20 protein-coding genes and 1 other RNA gene are annotated in these 25,671 nt (G+C 74.7%); 8 read left to right on the plus strand and 13 right to left on the minus strand.

The features are described from left to right. Window positions 1–142 precede the first annotated feature (142 nt). Both ACI79D_RS17765 and ACI79D_RS17770 read left to right on the plus strand, forming a co-directional pair. Entirely contained in the window at window positions 143–1,006 is an 864-nt protein-coding gene (locus ACI79D_RS17765) for an SCO6745 family protein (RefSeq protein WP_456919778.1), read from the plus strand. Window positions 1,007–1,108: 102 nt separating this feature from the next. Beyond that, complete coding sequence (locus ACI79D_RS17770) at window positions 1,109–2,725, plus strand: SLC13 family permease (protein WP_456919779.1); 1,617 nt, start codon at window positions 1,109–1,111, stop codon at window positions 2,723–2,725. Here the strand turns inward: ACI79D_RS17770 and ACI79D_RS17775 are convergent. Continuing rightward, on the minus strand, window positions 2,722–3,348 hold the full coding sequence (locus ACI79D_RS17775) for an ATP-dependent Clp protease proteolytic subunit (protein ID WP_456919780.1): 627 nt from the start codon (window positions 3,346–3,348) through the stop codon (window positions 2,722–2,724). The genes ACI79D_RS17770 and ACI79D_RS17775 overlap by 4 nt on opposite strands. Window positions 3,349–3,744: 396 nt before the next feature. Here ACI79D_RS17775 and ACI79D_RS17780 point away from each other — a divergent pair, with 396 nt between their 5' ends. Beyond that, window positions 3,745–4,887, plus strand: coding sequence for a magnesium and cobalt transport protein CorA (locus ACI79D_RS17780; RefSeq protein WP_456919781.1), 1,143 nt, complete (start codon window positions 3,745–3,747; stop codon window positions 4,885–4,887). Between the two features lie 33 nt (window positions 4,888–4,920). Here ACI79D_RS17780 and ACI79D_RS17785 read toward each other — a convergent pair whose 3' ends face one another. From ACI79D_RS17785 to ACI79D_RS17810, 6 genes are all read right to left on the minus strand, one after another. Next, window positions 4,921–5,400 carry a (2Fe-2S)-binding protein gene (locus ACI79D_RS17785; protein WP_456919782.1) on the minus strand — a complete coding sequence of 160 codons (480 nt, stop codon included), beginning with the start codon at window positions 5,398–5,400 and terminating at the stop codon, window positions 4,921–4,923. Then, the gene (locus tag ACI79D_RS17790) at window positions 5,397–6,281 is read right to left on the minus strand and encodes an FAD binding domain-containing protein (RefSeq protein WP_456919783.1); all 885 of its coding nucleotides are present in this window, start codon (window positions 6,279–6,281) and stop codon (window positions 5,397–5,399) included. The genes ACI79D_RS17785 and ACI79D_RS17790 overlap by 4 nt, the downstream gene beginning before the upstream one ends. Further along, entirely contained in the window at window positions 6,278–8,653 is a 2,376-nt protein-coding gene (locus ACI79D_RS17795; protein WP_456919784.1) for a xanthine dehydrogenase family protein molybdopterin-binding subunit, read from the minus strand. Before ACI79D_RS17795 ends, ACI79D_RS17790 begins: the two co-directional genes overlap by 4 nt. After that, window positions 8,650–9,570, minus strand: a complete 921-nt coding sequence (locus ACI79D_RS17800; RefSeq protein WP_456919785.1) for a dioxygenase family protein — start codon at window positions 9,568–9,570, stop codon at window positions 8,650–8,652. The genes ACI79D_RS17795 and ACI79D_RS17800 overlap by 4 nt, the downstream gene beginning before the upstream one ends. After that, complete coding sequence (locus ACI79D_RS17805) at window positions 9,567–11,384, minus strand: CocE/NonD family hydrolase (protein WP_456919786.1); 1,818 nt, start codon at window positions 11,382–11,384, stop codon at window positions 9,567–9,569. Before ACI79D_RS17805 ends, ACI79D_RS17800 begins: the two co-directional genes overlap by 4 nt. Before the next feature lie 110 nt (window positions 11,385–11,494). Beyond that, a complete protein-coding gene (locus tag ACI79D_RS17810; RefSeq protein ID WP_456919787.1) occupies window positions 11,495–11,650 on the minus strand; it encodes a hypothetical protein in 156 nt (51 codons plus the stop codon). A 181-nt stretch (window positions 11,651–11,831) separates the two neighbouring features. Here ACI79D_RS17810 and ACI79D_RS17815 point away from each other — a divergent pair, with 181 nt between their 5' ends. Beyond that, the gene (locus ACI79D_RS17815) at window positions 11,832–12,809 is read left to right on the plus strand and encodes an ornithine cyclodeaminase family protein (protein WP_456919789.1); all 978 of its coding nucleotides are present in this window, start codon (window positions 11,832–11,834) and stop codon (window positions 12,807–12,809) included. 108 nt (window positions 12,810–12,917) lie between these two features. Here ACI79D_RS17815 and ACI79D_RS17820 read toward each other — a convergent pair whose 3' ends face one another. Next, window positions 12,918–16,352 carry an Ig-like domain-containing protein gene (locus ACI79D_RS17820; RefSeq protein ID WP_456919790.1) on the minus strand — a complete coding sequence of 1,145 codons (3,435 nt, stop codon included), beginning with the start codon at window positions 16,350–16,352 and terminating at the stop codon, window positions 12,918–12,920. Window positions 16,353–16,639: 287 nt separating this feature from the next. Between ACI79D_RS17820 and ACI79D_RS17825 the strand changes: the two genes are divergently transcribed. Next, window positions 16,640–17,152, plus strand: coding sequence for a DinB family protein (locus ACI79D_RS17825; RefSeq protein ID WP_456919792.1), 513 nt, complete (start codon window positions 16,640–16,642; stop codon window positions 17,150–17,152). 10 nt (window positions 17,153–17,162) lie between these two features. Here the strand turns inward: ACI79D_RS17825 and ACI79D_RS17830 are convergent, their stop codons facing one another. The 3 genes from ACI79D_RS17830 to ACI79D_RS17840 form a co-directional block, all read right to left on the minus strand. After that, window positions 17,163–18,350, minus strand: coding sequence for an anti-sigma factor RsbA family regulatory protein (locus ACI79D_RS17830; RefSeq protein WP_456919793.1), 1,188 nt, complete (start codon window positions 18,348–18,350; stop codon window positions 17,163–17,165). A gap of 196 nt (window positions 18,351–18,546) precedes the next feature. Then, window positions 18,547–19,746, minus strand: coding sequence for an MFS transporter (locus ACI79D_RS17835; protein WP_456919794.1), 1,200 nt, complete (start codon window positions 19,744–19,746; stop codon window positions 18,547–18,549). A gap of 17 nt (window positions 19,747–19,763) precedes the next feature. Continuing rightward, the gene (locus ACI79D_RS17840; RefSeq protein ID WP_456919795.1) at window positions 19,764–20,327 is read right to left on the minus strand and encodes a TetR/AcrR family transcriptional regulator; all 564 of its coding nucleotides are present in this window, start codon (window positions 20,325–20,327) and stop codon (window positions 19,764–19,766) included. Between the two features lie 221 nt (window positions 20,328–20,548). Here ACI79D_RS17840 and ACI79D_RS17845 point away from each other — a divergent pair, with 221 nt between their 5' ends. Beyond that, window positions 20,549–20,722 carry a hypothetical protein gene (locus ACI79D_RS17845; protein WP_456919797.1) on the plus strand — a complete coding sequence of 58 codons (174 nt, stop codon included), beginning with the start codon at window positions 20,549–20,551 and terminating at the stop codon, window positions 20,720–20,722. A gap of 91 nt (window positions 20,723–20,813) precedes the next feature. Next, entirely contained in the window at window positions 20,814–21,389 is a 576-nt protein-coding gene (locus ACI79D_RS17850) for a dihydrofolate reductase family protein (RefSeq protein ID WP_456919798.1), read from the plus strand. Window positions 21,390–21,474: 85 nt separating this feature from the next. Here the strand turns inward: ACI79D_RS17850 and ACI79D_RS17855 are convergent, their stop codons facing one another. Next, the gene (locus ACI79D_RS17855; protein WP_456919799.1) at window positions 21,475–23,832 is read right to left on the minus strand and encodes a WD40 repeat domain-containing serine/threonine protein kinase; all 2,358 of its coding nucleotides are present in this window, start codon (window positions 23,830–23,832) and stop codon (window positions 21,475–21,477) included. Between the two features lie 322 nt (window positions 23,833–24,154). Next, window positions 24,155–24,529, minus strand: a transfer-messenger RNA (tmRNA) gene (gene ssrA / locus ACI79D_RS17860). 169 nt (window positions 24,530–24,698) lie between these two features. On the opposite strand from ssrA, the gene ACI79D_RS17865 reads away from it, so the two are divergent. Continuing rightward, the gene (locus ACI79D_RS17865; protein ID WP_456919801.1) at window positions 24,699–25,667 is read left to right on the plus strand and encodes an AraC family transcriptional regulator; all 969 of its coding nucleotides are present in this window, start codon (window positions 24,699–24,701) and stop codon (window positions 25,665–25,667) included. Window positions 25,668–25,671 lie beyond the last annotated feature (4 nt).

Consider the following 25,671-nt stretch of genomic DNA (forward strand, 5'->3'; position numbering starts at 1 on the left):
CCGTTGGCCCCGTCCCGGGTCCCGCCGCGAGCGTGCGAGGGGTGGGGAGGACGGGGTCCCGCCTTCGCCGTTGGCCCCGTCCCGGGCCCCGCCGCGAGCGTGCGAGGGGTGGGGAGGACGGGGTCCTTCTAGGGTCCCCTGCATGGTCAGCGCCGATCACCTCGCCGACGTCGCCCGTGCCCACCGCGCGGTCGAGCCGCTGCACAACCACCTGTACTTCGCGCCCGAGCAGGACGAGCACCTCGGCGCGGTGGGCCTGCGCCCGGGCCGGATGTGCTATTTCGCCGGGCGGGCGGCCCCGATGGGCGCGGTCGGCCCCGGCCTGGTGACGGCGACCTTCTCCAACTTCGCCCCGGCCATCGTGGCCCGGCACGTGCCGCGCTGCTGGACCCTCGCCACCCCCGAGCAGGTGGTCGAGGCGCGCGCGGCCGCCGCGCGGGCCTCCCTGACCCGGCTGCTCGGTGCGGAGACCGCGGCCGGCCCGGAGGTCGCCGAGCTCGCCGCCCTGCTCCGGGAGGCGTGCACCGCCCTGACCCCCGAGGGCCGGCCGATCTTCGCCGGCACCGCCGACCTGCCCTGGCCCGACGAGCCGCTGCTCGCCGTGTGGCACGGCGCCACGCTGCTGCGCGAGCACCGCGGCGACGGCCACGTGGCGGTCCTCCTGCGGCACGGCCTGTCCGGGTTGGAGGCACTGGTCACGCACACCGCCACCGGCCGCGGCTTCACCGAGGCCGCCGCCCGGGCCACCCGCGGCTGGAGCGAGGAGGAGTGGGCGGCGGCCTGCACGCGGCTCGCCGAGCGCGGCCTGCTGGCCGACGGCGGCCTCACCGACGCCGGGCGGGAGCTGCGGGCGGGCATCGAGGCGGAGACCGACGAGCTGTCGGCGGCGCCGTGGGCCCACCTGGGCCGTGAGCGCACGGCCCGCGTCGTGGAGCTCGGCAAGGCGCTGTCGGGGCGGCTGGTGGCGGCCGGCGCCTACCCGGCCGGGACCTTCGCCGCACGCTGAACCCGGGCGCCCCTCCCGCAGGGTCCCGCCGCGAGCTCGCGAGTGGTGGGGGCGAGCGGGTCCATCTCCTATGGTCTGGATCACACTCCTGGGGAGGGCGTCATGACCGCCACCGATCGCAGGCCCGGGTCCGGTCAGCGGACCGACGTCGACGCCGCGTTCCGCGGCTCCGCCACCTACCGCAGCCTCGGGGAGCAGCAGCTCAGCCCGGCCGAGGAACGGTTCGAGAAGGGCCGCCGGACCGTCGGGCTGTTCCTCGCCCCGGTCGTCACGATCGTCTTCGCGCTGCTGCCGCTGGACCTGCCGCGCGACCAGCACCTGCTCGCGGCGGTCCTGCTCGGCGTCATCGTCCTGTGGATCACCGAGCCGGTGCCGATCCCGGTCGGCGGGCTGATCGGGGTCGGGGCGATCGTCGTCCTCGGCGTCGTCCCGGCCGACGACGCGGTGGGGCCGCTGGGGTCGACGACGGTCTTCACCTTCATCGGCGCCTTCATCCTCGCCGCGGCGATGCTCAAGCACGGCGTCGCGCGGCGGTTCGCGATGGCCATCCTGTCGATGAGGTGGGTGGGCGCCTCCACCGCGCGGGTGGTCATCGCCTTCGGGCTGATCACCGCCCTGCTGTCGGCGTTCGTCTCCAACACCGCCACCGTCGCGATGCTGCTGCCGACGGCGATCGGCATCCTGTCGGTGATCGCCAAGCTGATGCAGGACCGGGAGATGGTCGCCCCCGACTTCGACCCGCTGCGGCTGCGGGTGGGCGTCGCGCTGATGCTGATGCTGGCCTACGGCGCCAGCGTCGGCGGTCTCATCACCCCGGTGGGCACCCCGCCCAACCTGATCGGCCGTGGGCTGATCGAGGAGGCGACGGGGGAGCGGATCAGCTTCCTCGACTGGATGCTGATGGCCCTGCCGATCTGCGCGCTGATGTTCGTGGCGCTGGCCGCCGTCCTGCTGCTGCTCAACCGTCCGGAGATCAAGCGGATCGAGGGCGTGCACGAGTACGTGCAGCGCGAGCGCGCGGAGCTCGGGCCGATGTCGCGGGCGGAGAAGAACACGCTGGCCGCGTTCGGCGCCACCGTGCTGCTGTGGATCTTCCCCGGCGTCATCGCGCTGACGGCCGGCACCGACTCCGACCTCTACGGAACGATCTCCGACCGGCTCGACGAGGGCGTCGTCGCCGTCCTCGGCGCCTCGCTGCTGTTCCTGCTCCCCACCGACTGGAAGCGCCGGGAGTTCACGCTCAACTGGTCGGACGCGGCGAAGATCGACTGGGGCACGATCCTGCTGTTCGGCACCGGGATCATCTTCGGCTCGCTGCTGGCCGACACCGGCCTGGCCGAGACCATCGGCACCAGCTCGGCCGAGACCCTCGGCCTGACCAGCACGCTGGCGATCACCGTCTTCGCGGTGATCCTGGCGATCGTCATCTCCGAGACGACCAGCAACACCGCCTCGGCCGCCGTGGTCGTGCCGATCGTCATCCCGGTCGCGGTGGCCGCGGGCATCAACCCGTTCGTGCCGGCGCTGGCGGCCACGTTCGCCGCGTCGTTCGGGTTCATGCTGCCGGTCTCCACCCCGCAGAACGCGATCGTCTACGGCTCGGGCGTCGTGCCGATCACCAAGATGATCCGCTCGGGGATCTCCTTCGACGTCCTCGGCGCGCTGCTGATCGTCCTGCTGCTACCGCTGTTGATCGACCTCGTGCTGAACGTCGGTTAGTCGCCCCGCTCGGGCAGGGCGGCGGCGCGGGCGACGACGTGGTCGACCAGGCCGTACCGCAGCGCCTCCTCGGGGGTGAACCACCGGTCGCGGTCCGAGTCGGCCTCGACCTGTTCGACGGTCTGCCCGGAGTGCTGCGCCTGCAGCTCGTTGATCTCCCGCTTGAGCCGCCGGAACAGGTCGGCCTGGATGGCGATGTCCGACTGCGTGCCCCCGACGCCGGCCGAGGGCTGGTGCATCATGATCCGGGTGTGCGGCAGGGCGTGCCGCTTGCCCGGCGTGCCGGCCGACAGCAGGAACTGGCCCATCGAGGCGGCCATCCCCAGCCCGTAGGTGGCCACGTCGCAGTCGACAAACCGCATGGTGTCGTAGACGGCCATGCCGGCGCTCACCGAGCCGCCGGGTGAGTTGACGTAGAGGTGGATGTCGCGCTTCGGGTCCTCGGCGGCCAGCAGCAGCACCTGTGCCGAGACCCGGTTGGCGACGGCGTCGTCGACCGCCTCGCCGAGGAAGACGATCCGCTCGCCGAGCAGCCGGTCGTAGACGGCGTCGGGAAGGCTCGCCGACGGGCCTCCGGTGAGCAGCAGGGGGACGTCCGGGCTGGTCGACGCGGCAGTGTGCATGGTCCAAGTCCTCTCGCGCAGCGGGGTGTGCCGACGCCTGGGAGTCTGCTCGGAATGGCGCGGAGAATGCAGTAGGAAATGGACGATTGCGCTTTCTGCTGAATTGTTGTGCCCTCGGAGGAATGCGGTTGACATCGCCGTCGGCCGGCGCGGCGGCACGGCGTCGTCGTCCCGGCGCCACGCGCCGTTCACCCGCCCGGGGGAGCCGGTTGGACAGGACGTGTCACGATGGACGACGGCCCGCTGACCTGCGCGGGCCACCGACGACGGGAGGGAGCGAGCGCGTGCGCAGCGAACCGCCCAGTACCGGCACCGAGGTCCACCCCGCTTGACGCCGCGGGCGGGTGCGGACCTCCGACGCGTCCCCCCGCCCCAGCTTCCTCCCGGGAGTCCGTCGTGGTCGACCGCCGTCGTGCGTCCCTCACCGCCCTGTCCCTCGGCCGCCGTCCGCGGCCCGAGCTGACCCTCGCCCCCGCACCGGTGGCGCAGCCGGCTGCGGCCGACGGCGCCCGGCGGCCGTCGCTCATCGTCGACAACGCCGTCTACTCGTCCGGCCGGCGGGTGGCGACGCCGGAGACGGTCGCCGAGAGCCACGACTGGCTGGTGGAGGACCCCGAGCGCCTCGTGTGGCTGGGCTTCTACCGGCCCGAGCCGGGAGAGCTCGGCGAGCTCGCCGAGCAGTACGACCTGCCCGAGCTCGCGGTCGAGGACGCCATCAAGGCCCACCAGCGGCCCAAGTTCGAGCGCTACGGCGACACGCTGTTCGTCGTCCTCAAGGCCGCGCGGTACCTCGACGCGGCCGAGGAGGTGGAGTTCGGCGAGCTGCACCTGTTCCTCGGCCGCAACTTCGCCATCACCGTGCGGCACAGCGAGTCGCCGGACCTCTCCCGGGTGCGTCGCCGGCTGGAGAGCGAGCCGGCGCTGCTGGAGAAGGGCAGCGAGGCGGTCCTCTACGCGATCCTCGACGCCGTCGTCGACGGCTACCCCCCGGTGGTCGCCGGGCTGGCCAACGACATCGACGAGATCGAGACCGAGGTCTTCCGCGGGGACCCGGGGGTGTCCCGGCGCATCTACGAGCTGTCCCAGGAGGTGCTGGAGTTCCAGCGCGCCGCCCAGCCGCTGACCGGCATCCTCGCCCAGATCGCCGCCGGGTTCGACAAGTACGGCGTCGACGAGGACCTGCGCAGCTACCTGCGCGACGTCGAGGACCACGTCGTCCAGGTCAACGAGCGGGTCGAGGGTTTCCGGCTCCAGCTGCGCGACATCCTGACGGTCAACGCCACGCTGGTCGCCCAGCGGCAGAACGAGGAGATCCGGGAGCTCACCGAGGCCTCGATCGCCCAGGGCGAGGAGGTCAAGAAGATCTCCGCGTGGGCGGCCATCCTCTTCGCGCCCACGCTCGTGGGCACCGTCTACGGCATGAACTTCGACTCGATCCCCGAGCTGCACTGGCACCTGGGCTACCCGTTCGCCCTGGTGCTCATGGTCGGGGTGAGTGTGACCCTCTACTGGGTCTTCAAGCGCCGCGGGTGGATCTGACCGGCGCGGTCAGCCGCCGTCGGGCCGGCGCGGTCAGCCGCCGTCCGGCCGGCAGCGCAGGACCGCGTCGACGATCGCGTCGTACCCGGTGCACCGGCACAGGTTGCCGCTGAGGGCCTCGCGGACCTCGGTCTCGGTCGGCGAGCCGACCCGCTCGAGCAGGTCCTCGGCGGCGAGCAGCATCCCCGACAGGCAGAAGCCGCACTGGAAGGCGTTGGCGTCCCAGAAGGCCTGCTGCAGGGCGGTGAGCGTGCCCCCGTCGGCCAGGGACGCGATCGTCGCGACGTCGGCGCCGTCCTCGGCGACGGCGAGCCGCAGGCAGGACTTGGCGATCGCGCCGTCCACCCGCACGGTGCAGGCGCCGCAGTCGCCGGTGCGGCACCCGGCCTTGGGGGCGGTCGCACCGAAGTCCTCGCGCAGCGCGTCCAGCAGCAGCGAGCGGGGGTCGACCGCGGCGGTGCGCCGCGTGCCGTCCACCGTGAGCGTCAGCTCCACCCGGTCGTCCCCGGTCACGGCCGTCCTCCCTCGCCTCGGGCAGTCGCTTCCTGCGCGGTGGCCACCGCCGCCGCCAGCGCACGCCGGGCCACCGGGCCGGCGACCGCGGCCCGGTAGGACGCCGGCGCCAGCACGTCCTCCCACGGCTCGGTCACCGCGGCGGCGGCCCCCTCCGCGGTGGCCCGCAGCTGCGCCTCGCCGGGGACCGAGCCGACCAGCGGCGCGACGTCGACGCGCACCGGGACGGCGGCCACCCCGCCGAGCACGAGCGTGGCCGCCGTGCACACCCCCGCGGCGTCGAGCCGCACCAGCGCCGCCGCGGTGGCGATCGGCCACGAGCTGGCGCCGCGCTTGAGCTTGACGTAGCCGTGCCCGGCGCCGGCCGCGGACGGCAGGTCGAACCCGGCCAGCAGCTCCCCGGGGCCGACGGCGGACCGCATCGCCCCGGCGAACAGCTCGTGCACGGGGACGGCCCGCTCCCCGTCGGGGCCGGCCACGAGGGCCACCGCGCCGGAGGCGACCAGCGCGGCCGGGACGTCTGACTGCGGGCGGGCGGCCACCGCCGCGCCCCCCACCGTGGCCTGGTTGCGCAGCGCCCAGCCTCCGGTGATGCCGGCGGCCATCGTGCGCAGCAGGGGCGCGTGCGCGGCGACCTCGGCACTGGCGAGCAGGTCGGCGTAGGTGCACGTGGCACCCAGCCACAGCCCCGTCGCGGTGGGAGACACCCCGCCGAGGCCGGCCCGGCGCAGGTCGACCAGCCGGGCCGGGGCCGACTCGCCGCGGTCCATCTCCGGCAGCACCCAGGTGCCGCCGGCGAGGACCCGGCCGCCGTCGGCCAGGGCCGTGAGGCAGCCGGCGAGGTCCCGCGGGGCGACGTAGCCGAACCGGGCCGGGATCACGCGCAGGCCTCGGCGAGGGCCGCCAGCACGCGCGGCGGGCTGACCGGTGTGGACTCCAGCGCGGCGCCGCGGGGTGCCAGCGCGTCGTTCACCGCGTTGACCACGGCGGCCAGCGCACCCGAGAAGCCGGACTCGCCGACCCCCTTCGCGCCCAGCGGCGTCCCGGGGGCGGGGGTGCACAGGTGCTCGAGCTCGACCCGGGGCAGGTCGGCCGCCCGGGGGAGGAGGTAGGTCTTGAAGCCGGTGCTGAGCGGCACCCCCGAGGGGTCGTAGCGCAGCTCCTCGCCGAGGGCCGCCCCGATCCCCATGGCCACCCCGCCGGTGACCTGTCCGTCGACGAACATCGGGTTCACCACGGTCCCGCAGTCGTGGGTGACCACGTGCCGCAGCAGGGTCACCACCCCGGTCTCGGCGTCGACCTCGAGCACCGACGCGTGCACCGCGTACGGGTAGGTCGTGTACGTCTGCATCCGCCCGAGCGCGTCGGGCTGCTGAGAGACGTTGCCCGGCCGGTAGGTGCGCGTGGACTCCAGGTGCGGCTCGATGTCGAGGTCGAGCCGGTAGGTCAGCGTCGCCACGGCCTGCGCGACCGCGCTGATCGGCACCGCCCGCCCCGGCGCCGCCTCCGCGACCCCGCCGGCCAGCCGCACCTCCTCCTCGGGCCCGGCCCCCAGCAGCGCCCGGGCCGCGGTGCGCAGCTTGGCGGCCACGTCGCGGGCGGCCAGGACGGCGGCGTTGCCGCCGGTGATGATCGACCGGCTGGAGATGTTGCCGAAGCCGTAGGGGCAGCGGTCGGTGTCGCCCTGGACGACGGTGACCGCGTCGAGCGGCACGCCGAGCTCGTCGGCCACCAGCTGCGCGATGGCGGTGTCGTTGCCGGTGCCCGGGGAGGTCACGCCGGTGAGGACGGTGACCCGGCCGGTGGGGGAGACCCGCACCGTCGAGGTGTCGAACGCGGCGACCATGGCCCCCGGGATGTCCGCGCTCTCGGGCATCAGCTCGAAGGCCAGGCCGATCCCGAGCAGCCGGCCCTCGCGGCGGGCGGCCGCCTGCTGCGCGCGCACGGCGGGCAGGTCCAGCCGGCGCAGGGTCAGGTCAAGGGCCGCGGCGTAGTCGCCGCTGTCGAGCTCCAGGCCGGAGGTGTGCGCGTGGGGGAACGCGCCGGGCGGCACGAAGTTGCGGCGGCGGACCTCGGCGGGGTCGAGGCCGACCGTGGCGGCCACCCGTTCCAGGACGCGCTCCACCAGCAGCGTCGCGCCGTCCTTGCCGAACGGCTTGGTGCCCACCCACGGGGTCTTGTTCGTGACGACGACCTGGTAGCGCACGTGGCAGGAGGTCAGGGCGTAGCCCAGCCCGGTGGCCAGCGCGCCCACGTGCGCCATGCCCCAGCCGTGGGTGGCCGCGGCCGCGCCGTGGTCGGAGATCGCGTGCACGTCCAGCGCGCACAGCCGGCCGTCGTCGTCGAAGGCCACCCGGTAGCGCATCACCTGCTCCCGGGTGCCGGCCTGCAGCGTCGCCGAGCGCTCCTCCACCCAGGTCACCGGCCGGCCGACCAGCAGGGTGAGCAGCGGGGCCAGGAAGTCCTCGCGGTTGCCGTACATCTTCAGCCCGAACGACCCGCCGAGCCGCGGCGCGACCACCCGGATCTGCTCCTCGTCCAGCCGCAGGCAGGCCGCGAGCACGGTGCGCAGCACGTGCGGGTTCTGCGTGGTGGCGTGCACGGTCAGCCGGCGGGTGGCCGCATCCCAGGAGGCCACCGACGCGCGGGGCTCCATCGGCGCGGCGGTGCCCCGGTGCGCGCGCACCTCCCCGTCGAGCAGGTGCGCCGCGCCGGCCGAGGCGGTGGCGAAGTCGTCGGGCCCGACCTCCCGCTCGATGAGCAGGTTGTCGCCCCACTCCGGGTACAGCAGGGGCGCACCGGGGCGCAGCGCCTCCTCCGCGTCGAGCACCACGGGCAGCGGCTGGTAGACGACCTCGACCGCGGCGGCCGCCGCGGCCGCGTCGGCGGCGGTCTCGGCGACGACGGCGGCCACCGGCTCGCCGGCGTACACGACGGTGCCCTCGGCCAGCGGCCGGACGACGGCGTGGTGGCCGCCGAGGTGGCCGGCGTCCAGCCCGTGCGGGATCTCGTCGCAGTGGCGGGCGGCCTCGGTCCCCGTCACGACGGAGACGACCCCCGGCAGTGCGCGGGCGGCGGCCGTGTCGACGGAGACGATGCGCGCGTGCGCGTGCGGGGACCGGACCAGCACCGCGTGCGTGGTCCCGGGCAGGGCGACGTCCCCGGTGTAGACGGCTCGCCCGGTCAGGTACAGGTCGCCGTCCTGCTGGCGGACGCGCTGCCCGACGAGCCGGTCGGGGACGGTCGCGGTCACGCGGCCGGTGCCCCCTCCGGCTGCACCACCAGGTCGATGACGGCGCGCCGGAACGGGTTGGCCACCCCGAAGCCGGCCGCCTGCTGCGGGTCGTCGACCGGGGCGAAGTCCCGCACCAGGCTGTGCTTCACCGCGAACACCGCGTCGGAGTCCAGGTAGGGGCTGCCCGCGACGAAGATGTGCGTCGTCACCGGCACGTGCCCGGGCGCCTGGGCGATGAAGTGGATGTGCGCCGGCCGGTAGGAGTGCCGGCCCGTGGCCGCCAGCAGCTCGCCGACCGGGCCGTCGGTCGGGATGGGGTAGTGCGCCGGGACGACGGTGCGGAACCAGAAGCGGCCCTCGGCGTCGGTGGTGAACAGTCCGCGGCCGTTGCCCGGGGGCTGCGCGTCGGGCCGCTGCACGTCGTAGAAGCCGTCCTCGTCGGCCTGCCACACGTCGACCGTGGCCCCGGCCAGCGGCTCGCCGGAGACAGACAGCACCCGGCCCTCGACGACGCACGGCTGCCGGCCGCCCACCTCGTCGATGGAGTCCCCGTTCTCGCGCACCGGGGAGACCGTCATGTGGAACGGCCCGAGCACGGTGGCCTCGGTGGCGCCGGCGACCTTGCGGTGGTTGATGTTCTCGACCAGGGCCGAGACCCCGAGGACGTCGGAGAGGAGCACGAACTCCTGCCGGACGTCGTCGCACTTCTGGCCGGTGCGGGTGAGGAAGTCGATCGCCGTCTCCCACTCGGCGATCGTGGGCTCCACCTCGCGGACCGCGGCGTGCAGGCCGCGGACGACCGCCGACAGCAGCTCGCGCAGCCGCGGGTCGGAGGTGCCGGCGAAGCTGTCGACGGTGGCGTCGGTGACGGTCTCCTCGGTGATGTCCTCCGGCACGACGGCCGGGTCGGTGTGCGGGCTGTGCAGGTCGGTCATGGGTTCGTGCCTCCGGTGGTCCCCGCGTCGAGCGGGATGACGGGCAGCAGCAGCGCCGAGGGCCGCGCCGTGTCGTGGTAGATGGTGTGCAGCGTCGTCCGGGAACTGGTCACGTGGTAGGGGACGTACTCGGCGTTGGTCGCGCCGGCCACGCCGGTGGGCACGTCCATGCTGGTGATCTCCACGCAGATCCGGTGGCCCCGCTCGAAGAGGTTCGCCGTCGCCAGGATCTCGATCTCGTACTCGACCACCTCGCCCGGGGGCACCGGCTCGGCCGCGGTGCGGGTCAGCTTGTGGAACGGCTTCCACTCGGTGCTGCGCTCGGGGTCCAGCGCGCGGTTGGACGCCTTGAGCCACCCGCGGGTGAGCTCCCGCTCGGGCAGGTCGGAGCGCAGCTCGCGCTCGCCCTCGCGGACGGTCATCACGTGCGGGTCGGGCCCGATGTCCTTGAGCGACACGATCCAGGTCGTGTCCTCCTGGTCGATCGCGGCGAACAGCCGCAGCGTGGCCGGGCCGGCGATCAGCAGCGGCTCGCTGAGCGGCTCGCTGACGTACCGCAGCCCGGTCACCTTGCGGGTGTGGGTGAGCGGCATCTGCACGAACGCGTCCGGCGGGATGGTGTCGTCGACCGACGAGGGCACGAACGGCTGCGGCCGCAGCCGCTCCCAGCTGTTGAGGTAGAAGGGCGTCCACTGCGTCTCGGGCAGCGGCCAGTCGGTGCCGGTGCGCCACTCGTTGGCCCCGGTCACCCAGTAGCGCACCGGGGGCTCGTCGAGGACGCCGGTGTCGATGCCCTTCAGCCAGTGGTCGTACCAGCGCAGGATCTCCGAGTGCAGCCCGTGGAAGGGCCGCTCCAGGTGCGCCGGGCCGGCGAACAGCAGCTTCTTGTCGGTGCTGGCGATGTGCCGCCAGTAGGTCTGCGCGCCCTGCAGGTGCGTCTTGTAGGTGTAGGCGTACCAGCCCGACCCGGTGTAGACGGGCAGGTCGATGGCGGCGAACTCGGCCTCGCTCTGCTCGAGCACGCCCTCGGCCTCGTACGGGTCGATGAGCACGTTGAAGAAGGCCGGCATCAGCTGGCCCTTCATCGTGATCACGTTGTAGAGGTGCGGGTGGATCTTGTAGTCGGGGTCGGCCATCGCCTCCCGCCACAGCGCCTCCCGCTCGGGCGACAGCTCCCCGGGCGCCGTCCGGTTCTGGTGGAACGTGCCGAAGTGGCCCACCAGGTAGCGGAAGAGGTGGACGACGCCGCCGGGGTACTCCTCGCGGAAGCCGCCGAGCTCGCCGTAGGCGCCGCGGGGGTCGAACGGGAAGACCGCCTTGAGCGACGGCGGCCGCTGGCGGGCCACGTGCACCTGCTCCGCGCCGAAGCCGGAGATGCCGACCATGCCGACGTTGCCGTCGCACCACGGCTGCTGGGCGATCCACTCGATCAGGTCGTAGGAGTCCCAGGTGCGGGAGCCGCCGCTCTCGGACTTGCCCACCCCGCGCGGCATCCCGATGACGTGGACGTAGCCGCGGGAGACCAGGAAGCGGGTGTCGCCGGCCTCCATCGGACCGCTCCACAGCGGCGACCAGGCCGGCTGCGGCGGGATCGCCGTCGCCGTGTCGGGGCCCTGGATGTCCTTGTTGTAGATCGCGAACGCCAGCAGCGCCGGCAGCGGCTCGTCGGTGTCGGGCCGGTGGACGTCGACGCAGAGGGAGACGCCGTCCCGCATCGGCACGTAGACGTCCCGGTCGACGACCATCCCCTCGTACTGGGGCGGGCGGTCGTACCCGGGCGGTACGTGCTCGGGGGACGGCGGCAGCGTCGGCATCGGCGGCGACACCCTTCATCGGCGGCGTGAGCCCGGTCACGCTAGCCGGGGCGCTCCGCCGGTCCTGTCCGCCCAGCGCGGGCGGCAGCCGGAAACCGCGACGGGTCCGCTCAGGCCAGGACGGCGTCGGCCTCGGTGGCCTGGAGGGTGAGGTCGGCCGCCGTGGTCAGCCACCCCGCGACCAGCAGCAGCGGCCACGGCTGCTCGTCGTCCAGCGACGCGGTCGCCGCCGCCAGTGAGGCCTGGGCCACCGCCCTGCACGCCATGCTCCGCACGACCAGCTCCTCTCGTCCACTTGCGAGCAGGGTCGGCACCGGAGCCGCGACACTCCAGCGGCGCAACAGGAACGTCATCCCGACGGGTGGGGCGGCGATCCGGGCAACGGGCCGGAAACTGCGTCGGCGCCGGCCGTTGACCGGCCCGCCCCCGCGCGCGCAGCATCGGGCGGTGCTCCTCCTGCGACGGCGGGACGTCGAGCAGCTGCTCGACGTGGGTGACCTGGTCGACGCCCTGGCGACGGCGATGGCCGACCTCTCGGCCGGGCGGGCCTCGGTCCCGCCGCGCGTGGCCGCGCGCGTCGACGACCGGGGCCTCCTGGCGGCGATGCCGGGCTACAGCCCGACGCTCGGGTGGCTGGCGGTCAAGGTGCTCTCGGTGTTCCCGGGCAACGCCGACCCCCGGACCCCCACGCACCAGGCGCTGATCGGGCTGTTCGACCCGGAGACCGGGACGCCGTGCGCGCTGATGGACGGCAACGCGATCACCGCGGCCCGGACCGCGGCCTGTTCCGCCCTCTCGGTGCGGCTCCTGGCCCGGCCCGACGCCGCCGTCCTGGCCGTGCTGGGCACCGGCGTCCAGGCCCGGGCGCACGCGCTGGCCGTCGGCGCCGTCCGGGACCTCGAGGACGTGCGCGTCGCCGGGCGGCACCCGGAGCGGGCCGAGGCGCTCGCCGCCGAGCTGCGCGCGGCGGGCCTGCCGGCCCGGGCGGTGCCCTCGTGGGCCGACGCCACGCGCGGCGCCGGGCTGGTGTGCGCCGCCACCGCGGCTGAGGAGCCGGTCGTGCGGCGGGAGTGGCTCGACCCGGGCACGCACGTGACCTCGGTCGGCTTCACCGCGACCGGCCGCGAGGTGGACGACGACACCGTCGCCGACGCCCTCGTGGCGGTCGAGCACCGGGAGACCGCGCTGGCGGCCTATCCGGTCGGCAGCAACGACCTCGCCGACCCCCTCGGCCGCGGCCTGCTGCTGCCCGACGACGTCGTCGAGATCGGCGAGCTGGTCGAGGAACGGCGGCCCGGGCGGACGACCCCCGACCAGCTCACCCTGTACAAGTCCGTCGGCGTGGCGGTGCAGGACGCCGCGGCCGCCGGCCTGGTCTTCGCGGCCGCCTGCCGCACGGGCGTGGGCCACCGGCTGACCATGTGAGGCCGGCGCCCGGTCGATCGCGTCGTGCGCGCCCTGACCGCCGACCTCGGCCGCTGAACGCACGAGGGCCGGGCCGCCACGGTGGCGGCCCGGCCCTCGCGCGTCGGATCAGCGCGTGCCGGTGGTGAAGCTCCATCGCGTGGTGGCCAGCGGGTTGCCGGCCGCGTCGCGGATGGCTGTGGTCCCGCCGGTGAGGGTGACGGTGTACTTCGTCCGGGCGGCCAGCGTCGCGCTGGGGTTGAGCGTGACGGTGCGCCGGGCCTTGTCGTAGGTGACCCGGGCGGGGACGGTGGCGCCGGTCGGGCTGCGCAGCACCACGGTGGCGGTGCCGACGCCGGTGACCGGCTCGCTGAAGCGGGCGGTGACGTTGGCGCCGCGGGCCACGTTCGCCGTGTTGGCCGCCGGGCCGACCACCGCGGTGGGCGCGGGGCCGGTTGTGAACGTCCAGCTGCGGGTGGCCAGCGGGTTGCCGACCCGGTCGCGGATCCCGGCGGTCAGCGTCGCGGTGTACCTGGTGTCGGCGGCCAGGTTCGCCTTCGGGTTCAGCGTGGCGACCCCGTTGGTGTAGCCGACGACCGCCGGGACGGGCTTGCCGGCCCGGTCCCTGAGCACGAACGTGGTGCCGCTGACGCCGGTCACCGCCTCGCTGAAGGTCGCCGTCACGTTGCCGGCCACGGCGACCGCGGTCGCGTTGGTGGCCGGGCCGGTCGTCTTCACCGTCGGCGCCGGGCCGGTGGTGAACGTCCAGCTGCGGGTGGCGAGCGGGTTGCCGGCGGTGTCCGTGATCCCGGAGGTGAGGGTGGCGGTGTACTTCGCGTCGGCCGCCAGGTTGGCGGCCGGGTTCAGCGTGGCCACCCGGGTGGTCGGGTTGTAGCCGACCGCCGCCGTCACGGCCCGGCCGGCCGGGTCCTTGAGCACGAACGTGGTGCCGCTGAGGCCGGTCACCGCCTCGTTGAAGGTCGCCGTGACGTTGCCGGCCACCGCGACGGAGGTCGCGTTGGTCAGTGGGCCGGTGGTGGTCGCCGTCGGCGCCGGTCCGGTGGTGAACGTCCAGGTCCGCGTCGCGAGCGGGTTGCCGGCCGTGTCCGTGATCCCGGAGGTGAGGGTGGCGGTGTACTTCGTGTCCGCCGCCAGGCTCGCGGCCGGGTCCAGCGTGGCCACCCGGGTGTCCGGGGCGTAGCTGACCGCCGCGGTGACGGGGTCGGCCGCGCGCTCCAGCGTGAAGGTCGCCCCGGTCACGCCCGTCACGTCCTCGTTGAAGGACGCAGTCACCGTGCCGGTCACGGCCACTGCCGTCGCGTTGGCAGCGGGTGTGGTGGTCACGACGGCGGGCACCGTGGTGTCCCCGAACCTCACGGTGCCGGACAGCTCGGTCGTCGTCCCGTCGTAGTCCACGAGCCCTGCGCCGTCGGTGCCGCCGGCGAGCAGCCAGGTGTAGGTGCCGAAGGGCACCGCGGCCCCGGCGCCGTCCGTGCCGTCCCAGGTGACGGTCGCCGCGGCGTGCGGGGAACCGCAGTCCAGGGTGCGCACGACCTGCCCGGCGGCGTTGCTGATCCGCACCTCGCAGGAGGTCAGCACCCGCGAGGTGACCACCCGCGCGGTCCAGGTGCCACCGGCCGGGAGGGTCGCCGCCGTCCCGGGAGAGGCGAGCAGCCGCGGCCGGTCCTCGTACGCCGGCAGGGCGAACACCGCCGGCCGTCCGTCGAAGTCGGTGGCGACGACCGTGTTGCCGTCGATCACCGCCCCACCGGCCTCGAGCTGGGTCATCGTGCCGGTGGCCAGAGCGACCCAGGCTTCGTCGCAGAAGCCCGAGTCACAGCCCAGTCCCAGCGCGTAGCCGGTGGAGAGGTCGTGCAGCTCGTACAGGTCCAGGGGGACGGCCGGTTCCATCGTGACGACGTCGCGCATCCGGACCTCCGGCGGGCCGGGCTCCTCGTGGGTCAGGCTCCAGGCGACGACGTCGCCGGCGATCTGCACGGAGCCCTCCACGGACGAGGCGGTGCTCTTCACCCGGACCTGCGTCCAGTCCCCACCGGTGCGCAGATCCGTCACCCAGACCGAGCCGTCCCGGTCGAGGCGAGCCAGGCGCTCGCCCCACAGGTCGTAGTCGAGCGCGTCGGGCAGCACGGTCGGCGTCGCCGTCCGCAGGTCGCGGATGCTCCAGGCCGCCGTCGGGGAGGCGACGTCCACGGCGTGCACGAGCAGTCGGTCGCCGGAGAGGTTCGCCCGGTCGGCGTTCCCGGGGACCACCTGCGCCGTGCCGGCGTCGGAGAGCACCAGCTGCGGGCGGCCGCTGCTGCTCTCGACGGTGTAGGTCGACCGGTTCCCGCTGACGCCGAGCAGTGTCCTGCCCGGCACGGTGCTGCTCGTGACCCGCTGCGGGGTGCCCGGCGTCGGGCCGTCGGCGCTCGGGGTGAGGTCGCTCCGCCAGACGCTGCCGTCGGCCGTCGCGTTGTCCGCCCACATCACCTGCCCGGGAGCGACCGCGAGGTCGAGGGCCGTCCGCGGCGCCGCATCCGCCACCCGGACCTGCGTGGGCTGCCCCCCGTCGGCCGGCACGGCCCAGATGCCGGCCTGGCCCACCGGGCCGCCGCGGGAGACCACGACCGCCTGCGCCGGATCGGTGCTGCGGGCCAGCTCCCCGGAGAGCCGGAAATCCGCGCCGAGGCGCAGCGCGGGAGCGGCGGCGGCGTCCTTCCAGATGGAGAGCGTGTAGCGGGCGGTCGCGTCGTCCTCCGAGAGGAAGGCGACGCCGTCAGTCATCGGGACCAACCTGGACGGGTCCATGGCGACGTCGGCGTCGACGGTGACGCCCGGGCCGCCGGTGAGCGGGAGCCGGGTCAACTGCTGCTGGGCTCCGGTGTCGACCAGACAGTAGAGCGCCGCGCTGCTCAGGGCGCAGTCGTTCGCCTTCGCCGGGGCGGTCGGTTGTCCGGGCCCCTGCCCCTCGAAGGGGAAGTAGACGAAGGGGCCGGGCTCCTGATCGGGGTCCTGCGGCCAGGGCCGCAGGGCGACGCCGCGCGGTCCGACGAGGAGCTGGGAGTCGGTGAACGAGGTGGCGGAGGTGCCGAACACGGTCGTCGTCCCCTCGTGGAGGAGGTCCACCGCCACCAGTTCGTAGGAGTCGCCGCTGTCGCTGCTCCGTGCGGCGACGTAGCCGGTGGCCGTCGGGGCCAGGTAGGACGCGCCCTCGGGCACCGGCGTCGTGTGCGCCGTGGGATCGGCGATCGTTCGCCACGAGACGGTGTCCGACGGGTAGCCCGCCGTCAGGACGTCGCCCGGAGGGTCCGGCCAGCCGAAGGTGGTCGGCTCGACGGTCTCGGCCCCGGTCGGCTGGACGTAGATGCCACGGTCGGTCGAGCTGCGGTAGACGAGGCCTGCGGCGGTGTGGACGAGCGGCACGTCCAGGATCCCGGTGGCGCTGGGCTCCGCGGGGAAGAGGGGGACGGCGTCCGCGGGCAGCGCCTGTGCCGGTGAGGCACCGAGCACGCTGGCGACGAGGGCGGGGACGGCCAGCAGGCACGTCCGGGTGAGTACACGCACGGGGAGGCTCCAGTCCGCGGCGGGGAAGGATCGCCTCGGGACGGAGGCGCGGACGGAGCGTATTTATTGCGGAACTGTTAGTGATCAATCGTTTCGGAACCGATACTTCCGAAGCGGTGCGGCTGGGCCATCGAGACCCGCCCGCACCGGACCGGCGGGAGCACGGGCGGGGCCCCGGCGCCGACGCGGGCGAGCGAACCGGCTCGGACGACCGGGCCGGGCCCGGTTCACGGCGCGCTCGCCTCGGTGCCGCAGGTCAGCCCCGTCGGCCTGACACCATCGCGGCCATGACGACGACCGAGCGCGGCATGCCGCCGCTCCAGGCCGACGAGCGGGCGACGCTGGAGGGCTGGCTGGACTTCTACCGGGCCACGCTGATCGGCAAGTGCGAGGGCCTCCCCGACGAGCAGCTGCGGACGCCCTCCGTGCCGCCGTCGCCGCTGACCCTCCTCGGGCTCGTGCAGCACATGGCCGAGGTCGAGCGGAACTGGTTCCGGCGGGTGCTGCTGGGGGAGCGGGTCCCGCCCATCCATGACCCGTCCGCCGACCCCGACGGCCCGGACGGCGGCTTCGACCTGGCCCCGGATGCCTCGCTGGCCACCGCCCGTGCCGTCTGGGAGGAGGAGGTCGCGCGGAGCCGGGCCAACTGCGCCGGGCGCGACCTGGACCGGACCAGCCCGTTCATGGGCGGGCAGGTCACGCTGCGGTGGATCTACAACCACCTGGTCGCCGAGTACGCCCGGCACGCCGGCCACGCCGACCTCATCCGCGAGCGCATCGACGGCGCGACCGGCGTCTGAGGCCCCCGGGTCACGGCGGCCCGAGGCCGTCGTCGCCGGGCGCGAGGAGCTGGCACGGTGGGCAGCGATGGTCGAGGGGCACCTCGGACCAGGGCGAGCCGTCGAGCGGGACGAGGACCTCCGCGTCGACGAGGCCGCAGAGCGAGGAGTCGTCCCCGTCGACCACGTGCACGCTGCCCGGGCCGGGCGCGACCCCGTGCGGCGTGCCGGTGCGGAGCGCGACGGTGGGCGCAGTGCCCTCGGCCGGGGCGGGCAGCGGACCGCTGCGCAGCCGCACGGTGAAGCCGTCGGCGGCGATGAGGGCGATGTCCACGTCGTCGAGCTGGTGGCTGAGCCACAGGCCCAGACCGGCACCGGTCGCGCTGTCGGGCACGGGGACGAGCCCGGTCAGGGGGTCGGCCGGGCCGGGGCCGGTGTCGTGCACGTGGACGACGACCCGATCCGGTCCCGTCCAGACCTGGACGGTGGTGGGTGGCCGGCCGTACAGCTCCGCGTTGACGACGGCCTCGGACAGGGCGAACAGCAGGTCGTCGCGCGCGGTGGCGCTGATCCGCCCCGATGCGGCGGCCGCGACGCGGCGCCGGACCTGCTTGAGCGAGACGTTGGTGAGCCGGAGGGCCGGGGTGGTCGCCTCCAGCGCGTCGGCCGTCGGCGGCAGGCACGCGTACTCGGCGACGTCCTGGTAGCGGGCGCTGGCGCTGGCGCCGCCGTCCGCGGTGACGAGGCGGCGGTGGGTGCGCTCGACGACGTCGCGCACGTCGTCGGCCACGGTGGTGGCGTCGTACAGGCAGCGGCTCCACACGGGGTAGTCCTGCCAGACGGTGTTGACGGCGGACTCGTACCGGTCCCAGCCGTCGAACCGCCCGCCGTTGCCCTCGTGCGGGACGTCGCCGGCGATCCGGACCTGCCCGGCGCCGGTCGCCAGGTGCTGCTCGAACTGCTGCCGGTACGCCTCGATGGCGCGCGCGGGGGAGGCGTAGAGGCTCTGGTCGACGATGAAGGTGACCCCGTCCAGCCGGGGCAGCGCCGCCCGGATCAGGTCGCTCTTGCGGGAGTCGTACCCGAGGACGACCGGCTCGCCGGCGGCCACCCCCTCGGTCACGAACGGCACGATCAGCGCCAGGAACTCCGGGTCGGAGCGGTAGAACCCGGCCTCGTGGAAGTTCCCGACCTGACCGTGCGCGGCACCGGTCCTCATGACTGCGCTCCCAGCTCTGCTGGCCGCAGGTAGGACGCCGGCGACAGGTCGATCAGCCGGGTCGCGAACGGCGGGGTCGCCCGTAGGGACCTGACGTACCCCGCGGGCCCGGGGGTAGTCACCGACGGCGGCAGGAAATGCCGCCCGGGTGACCTCGACGACGGGCCCGGGCTCCCGGGCCGGCGGGGCCGGCGGGTCAGCCGGCGGGCCGGCCCGCGGCCCGCCGGCCCGGCAGTGCCCGGCCGAGCACCAGCGTGCCGATCCCGGCGAGCACCACCGTGAGCAGGGCGACCCGCAGGCTGGTGGCGTCCGCCAGCGCGCCGATCAGCGGCGGCGAGACGAGGAAGCCGATCCGCAGCAGCCAGTTGATCGCCGCCAGCCCGAGCCCGTGCGGCAGTCCGGGCAGCTCGTCGGCCGCCTGGTACACGGCCGGGATGAGGGTGGCGACGCCGAGCCCGGCCAGGGCGAAGCCGGCCAGCGTGCTCGGCACCGACGGCCACGCCAGGGCCAGGCCCATCCCCGCCGCGGTGAGCGCACCCCCGGCCCGGGCCACCCGGCGCTGGCCGAACCGGTCGACGACGCGGTCGCCGGTCAGCCGTCCGACGGTCATCGCCACCGACAGCGCGACGAAGCCCAGCCCGGCGGTGGCCGCGCCGGCGGTGAGCTCGGTGCGCAGGTAGAGCGCGCTCCACGAGGACCCGGCGTCCTCGACGAACGCCCCGCAGGCGGCCAGCACGCCGAGCACCGCGAGCGCCGGGACGGCGGCTCGCCGGCGCGGCCGCTCCCGGGGGTGCTCGTCGGCGGCCGGCGCGGGCTCGTCCCGGCCGGGCAGCATCGCCCGCGAGGCGACCAGCGCGACGGCGCCGAAGACGACGGCCGAGGCGGCGAGGTGGACGACGAGCGGCACGCCGAGCCCGGCCGCGGCCGAGCCGAGCAGCCCGCCGGCGACCGCGCCGATGCTCCAGATGCCGTGGAAGGCGTTGAGGATCGAGCGCTCGTAGAGGCGCTGCACGCGCAGCCCGTGTGCGTTCTGGGCGACGTCGATGATCGCGTCCAGCGCGCCGGCCACCAGCAGCGCCGCGGCGAGGCGGAACCAGTTGGGGGCCACCGACACCGTCCACACGGTGACGCCGAGCAGCACCAGGCCGTAGGAGGCGACCCGGCCCGAGCCGAACCGGCGGATCAGCGCGGCGGAGGACAGGCCGGCCAGCAGCGCGCCCAGCGGCAGCGCCGCCAGCGCCGTGCCGAAGGCGGTGCTGCTCAGCCCGAGCTGCGCCTTGACCTCCGGCAGCCGCGGGACGAGGCCGGCGTAGAAGACGGCGTTGAGGAAGAAGCAGGCGGCGACGGCGCCGCGGGCACGGCGCAGGCGCGCGGCGTCGAGCGTGGGTGTGTCCACGGTGTCCTGTCGGTGTGTCAGCCGGCGAGCCGGGAGAGGGCGGAGCGGATCTGGGCGGTGTCCATCGGGTCGGTGGACAGGGCGCTGTGCAGGACCAGCCCCTCGACCAGCGCGTCGACCTCCCGCGCGGTCACCGGGTCGAGGTGGCGCTCCAGGCTGCGGCGGCTGCGGGACATCCAGTCCTGGGTGACCGCACGCAGCGCCGGGTTCCGGGCCGCGGCGACGTAGAGCTCGACGGCGAGCACCAGGTCGCGGGGGGAGCCGAGCAGGTCGCCGGTCAGGTGCTCGACCAGCGCCTCGAGCGCCGCGGCCCGGTCGGGCGCGGCGCGCATGCGCTCGTCGAAGCGGGCCGCGACGGTGTCGACGTGCCGGGTGAACGCCGCGGCCAGCAGGTCGGTCAGCGAGGCGAAGTGGTAGGTCAGCGACCCCAGGGGGACGTCGGCGGCGCGGGCGATGGCCCGGTGCGTGGCGGCGGCGACGCCCTGCTCGGCGATGACGTCGAGCGTGGTGTCCACCAGCCGGTCGCGCCGTCCCGGGTCGTACCGGCGGGCCCGCCGCGCGGGGGCGGGAGCGGCGCTCACCGGCCGGTCGCCGCCGGCGCGCGGACGACGGTCGTCGCCGACGGTGATCGGTTCGGTCGCGTGCCGCTCGTCCCGGTGCCGGGGATCGCGGACCGGAGGCTCATGAGAACGACCGTACACATCGGGGTGGCCGTGCGCGCGAGCCGAGGAGGGGCGTGGCGGAGTGGCCGGCAGGGTAGGACTGCGCCGCGTCAGCAGATCGCGACCCGGGCAGGTGTGCGATGCAGGACCGACAGAGCGCCTCGGACCACCCGCGCAGCGACGACGTGAAGGGCAGGGACCGGCAGGACGACGACCGCGGAGGCGGCGACCAGGGAGCCGCCCCCGGCGCGCCGGTCCCGGCCACGCCTCCCGGCGACGGCGCCGAGGACCCGGGGCACACCGGAGCCCCGTGAGGAGCCGGCGCGGGGAGCTCCCGGGTCCGGCCGGCTCCGGGACCCGCGAACCGCGCCGCAGGACGGCCTCGGTGCGGAGGGAGGGGACGGCGTGCGGGATCTCGTCTACTACATCGGGCTCTCGCTCGACGGCTTCATCGCCGGGCCCGATGACCAGGTCGACTTCTACCCGGCGTCGGAGCCGTACCAGCAGTGGATGGCCACGGAGTTCGCCGACGCGCTGCCCACGCACGTCCGCCGGCACCTGGGCATCGACGCGACGCTCAACCGGCGCTTCGACACCGTCGTCATGGGCCGGCGCACCTACGAGCCGGCCCTGCAGCTCGGGGTGACCAGCCCGTACGCCCACCTGCGCCAGTTCGTGGTGTCCCGCACGCTCGAGTCACGGGACCCGCGCGTGACCGTCGTGCGCGACGACCCGGTCGCCGCCGTGCGCGCGCTCAAGCAGGAGGAGACCGGGTTCGACGTCTACCTCGCCGGGGGCGGGCGACTGGCCGGTCAGCTCCTCGACGAGATCGACCGCCTGGTGGTCAAGTACTACCCGGTCGTCGCCGGCGCGGGTCGCACGGCCTTCGGCGACCGGTTCGCCCCCACCCGGTTCGAGCTGGATCAGGTGCAGACCCATCCGGGGGGCAACGCCGTCCTGTACTACTCGCGACGTCGCTGAGCCGGCGCAGCGGCCGCCGGCGCGCCCGACCGCACCCGCAGGCCGGCCGGTGCCGGGGGCCGTGGTCACCCCGCGCCTGCGGAGGTCAGCTCCCGTGCCACACCCGGACCCCACCGTCCTCGCAGCCGGTGGCGAACAGCCGCCCGTCGGGGGAGAACGCCACCGCCGCCACCCACTCCCGGTGGCCGGTGAGGGCACCCACCTGTTCGCCGGTCCCCGGGTCCCACAGCCGCACGGCCTCGTCGTGGCCACCGGTGGCCAGCAGTCGCCCGTCGGGGGAGAACGCCACCGTCCTGACCCCGTTCGTGTGGCTGCTGAGGGCGTGCACGCGCTTGCCCGTCCGCGGGTTCCACAGCCGCACGGCCTCGTCGCCACCGCCGGTGGCGAGCAGCCGTCCGTCGGGGGAGAACGCCACCGTCCTGACCCCGTTCGCGTGGCCGGTTCGGGTGTGCAGGCCCTTGCCGCTCCGGGGGGTCCACCGCTTGCCGCTCTGCGGCTCCCACAGCAGGACGGCCTTGTCGCGACTGCCGACGGCGAGCAGCCGTCCGTCCGGGGAGAACGCCACCGCCGCGACCGAGTGCTGGGGACCGGTGAGGACCCGTAGCTGCTCACCCGTCCGCGGGTCCCACAGCCGCACGGTCTCGTCGTCGCTGCCGGTGGCCAGCAGCCGCCCGTCGGGGGAGAACGCGACGGTGTGGACCCAGCTGCCGTGCCCGGTGAGGGCGCCCGACTGCTCGCCGGTCTGCGGGTCCCACAGCCGCACGGTCCGGTCGTCGCTGCCGGTGGCGAGCAGTCGCCCGTCGGGGGAGAACGCGACGGTGTGGACCCAGCTGCCGTGGCCGGTGAGGGTGCGCAGGTGTTCGCCGGTCCGCGGGTCCCACAGCTCCACGGTCTCGTCGTCGCCGTTGGCGGCCAGCAGCCCCCCGTCGGGGGAGAACGCCACGCACCGCACCCCCTCGTCCAGGGAGCCTCCTGCCTCGTGGCCGCGCAGCATCGTCGGCGCCGCTGCGGTCCACCCGAGCGACCCGGCGTCCCCCGGGGACGTCGACAGCAGGGGCAGGTCCGGCGCCGCGGGCCGCGGGAAAGGGACGGAGACCGGCCCCCCAGCCAGGGTCGGGGCCCGGTGCGCTCCGGTGGGGTGCGCGGGCGCGCCGGCCGTCACTGGCGCGGTGCGGGCGTCGACGACCGTTCGGCCGGTGGTGGACGGGCCGGGTGACAGCGCCGGCGCCCGCACTCGTGCCCGGGTGGTCGGCTCGGTCGGCGGTGGCGGACCGGCGGCCTCCAGCGTCGCCAGCAGGTCGACCATCGCCTGCGGGCGTCCAGGGCCGGCCGGGTCGAGGACCACCCGCCGGACGCGGTCGCGGGAGACGATCTCGATGGTCACGGTCGCGGGTGCGGGCGACGAGCCGGCCGGAGCGGAGGGGAGGTCGACCAGCGACTCGGGGAGGTCGAAGAACCGGGTCCTGCGGACCAGGTCGGCGAGACGCTCGCTCTCGGCCGTCGCCAGTTCGTCGCTGCTCATCGGCCCCACGGTCGACGGCGGGCCCGACCCGGTGCGCCTCAGCTGCACCCGGTACGGAGGGGGCGGAGGTGCGGGGAAGGCGTCGATCGCGTCCGCGAGCGCCGCGGCGAGCGCCCGGCACGTCGGGAACCGCTGTGCGGGGTCCTTCGCCATCGCCTGGGTCACGACGTCGTCCACCGCCGGCGCCAGCCACGGCACGAGGTCGGTCGGGCGCGGTGGGGGCAGCAGCAGGTGCCCGCGCATCTTGGCGGTGACCGACCCGCCGGGGAACGGGACGCTGCCGGTCAGCATCCGGTGGGCGACGCAGCCCAGCGAGTACACGTCGGAGCGCGCATCCAGGGGCGCGGCCTCGATCTGCTCCGGGGAGGCGTACTCCAACGTGGCGACCACGTCGCCGGTGCGGGTCAGCTGCGTGTCGGCGTCCAGCGACTTGGCGATGCCGAAGTCGGTCAGGAACACCCACTCGGCCTCGTCGTCGCCGGGTGCGGTGAGCAGCACGTTGGCCGGTTTGACGTCGCGGTGCACGAGGTTGCGCTTGTGCGCGTGGTCCAGCGCCGCGGCGACCCCGGTGACGACGTGCAGGACCCGGTCGGCGGGCAGGAGGCCGCCGGCGGCCTGGAGCGCCGTCTCGCCGTCGACCCCGTCGACGTACTGCATGCTCAGCCACAGCTGCCCGTCGTGCTGGCCGCGGTCGAGGATCGAGACGATGTGGGGGTGGGACAGTCCGGCGAGGGTCTCGACCTCGTGCTCGAACCGCCGGGCGAAGTCCGGGTCGGCGCAGAGCTCGGCGCGGAGCAGCTTCAGCGCGACGAACCGCGGCATCCGGGGGTGCTGGGCGAGGTAGACCGCGCCCATGCCGCCCTGCCCCAGCTGCCGGAGCACGGTGTACCCGGCGAACACGTCTCCTGGCGCCAGCGACACGGCGTCCTCCTCGGACGGCGAGGAAGACGATGGTAGTTCCGGCCCCACCGGACGGTCTGCCCGCCCGTACGGACGAGACGGTGGTGCTCGCGTCGTCCTGACTCCCTGCGCTCGCGAGGCTGCAGAGGCCGGCGTACGGCGCCCGGCCTCTGCCTCACGGTCATGCGGGCTGGGCCGTCCGGCAGCCGCACGCGCGCACGTCCTGTCCTCGACGACACGGCACGACCGCAGCCCGAGACGACGGAAGCCGGGGCCACCGCTGTTCGCGGTGGCCCCGGCTTCCGTCCAACTGTGGGTGTGGCACGTCGCCAGACCCCGGGGTGGGTGGAGGTGGCGGGAATCGAACCCGCGTCCTTCGACGCATGTCCAGGGCTTCTCCGAGCGCAGTCCGCTCCGTCTCTGCTCGGCCCCATCGATCCCACGAACAAGTCGATGTGACGGGCCCAGTCGCTGTGCGGTGTCCCGTGCGCGCCCGCGACCGGCACGCACGGTGAGTCATCTAGCTGATGCCAGGATCCGGGTCGATGACGAACCCGGGCTGACAGACCCGCCTACGCTGCTCAGGCAGCGAGGGCGAAGTCGCGCTGACTGGAGTCGGCGCTTGATTGGTTTCCGACGCGTGGTTAACGAGCTCATCGTCGGCTTCCTCGGCTCGCTTCCCCTGGCCACCCGACCGAAGTCGAGACCATTCACCCCCTGTGTAGTTGTGCAGACAGGGTAACCGGGTCCGCTGCCCAGTTGTTCCCCGCACGCGATGACACGACCGGGCGACACGAGCCGGCCTCGGCGGCCGGACCTGTCGCAGCGTGGAACGGCCATCTACCGTGGGTCGCCACTGTGTCCACCGCCACGTCGCAAGGGGCCCGATGACCTCGGCACCGCCGTTGCAGCGCTTCCCGCTGTGCCGCTCGAGTGACGTCTCCGAGTTCACCGCCCGGCTCAACGCCGTCTACTACCCGGCGAGGGTGCGACCGGAGGCGGCCGGACGGTTCCCGGCCCCCTCGCTGCTGCACGCGCTGCACGAGCCGGACTTCACCTTCGGCTACATCCGCCCGGGCGGCGGTGTGCAGGTGACCCCGGACCAGGGGACGACCACCTACCACGTCAACCTCGTGCTCTCCGGTTCGGTGGTCGCGGTCAGCGGTCGCGACGAGGTGCTCGTGCAGCCGGGGTCGGCCGCGGTGCACGGTGCGGGGGAGCGGCACGAGCTGCGGGCCCGAGCCGGCAGCGACCTGGTCGGGATGAAGCTCAGCCGCGCGCTCGTCGAGAGCGAGCTGGAGGGCATGCTCGGGCGCCCCGTTCCCGGCCCGGTCCGGTGGACGGCCGCCTTCGACCTGCGCTCCGGCGCCGGCCGCTCCTGGCTCTCGCTGGTCCAGTTCACCCTGGCCGAGCTGGACCGGCCCGGGCTGATGGACTCCCCGCACGTGCGCCGGCGGCAGGTCCGCACGCTGGTGGCCGGCCTGCTGGCCGCGCAGCCGCACAACTACTCGACCGCCCTGGCCGACGTCGCGAGCCCGCTGCGGCCGCGCACCGTCCGGCGGGCGCAGGAGTTCATCCACGACCACTTCGCCGAGCCGCTGACGGTGACCGACGTGGCAGCCGCGGCCGGGTCGAGCACGCGCCGGCTCCAGGAGGCCTTCGGCGCCGCGTTCGGCGTCTCGCCGATGACCTACCTGCGCGACGTGCGACTCGACGAGGTGCGCCGGCGGCTGGCGGTGGGGGACGAGAGCGTCACCGAGGTGGCGCTCTCGTGCGGGTTCACCCACCTCGGCCGGTTCTCGGCCGCCTACCGCGCCCGGTTCGGAGAGCTGCCCTCCCGGACCCGCGCCGGCTGACCTG

The sequence above is a fragment of the Geodermatophilus sp. SYSU D00708 genome (genome assembly GCF_054050115.1).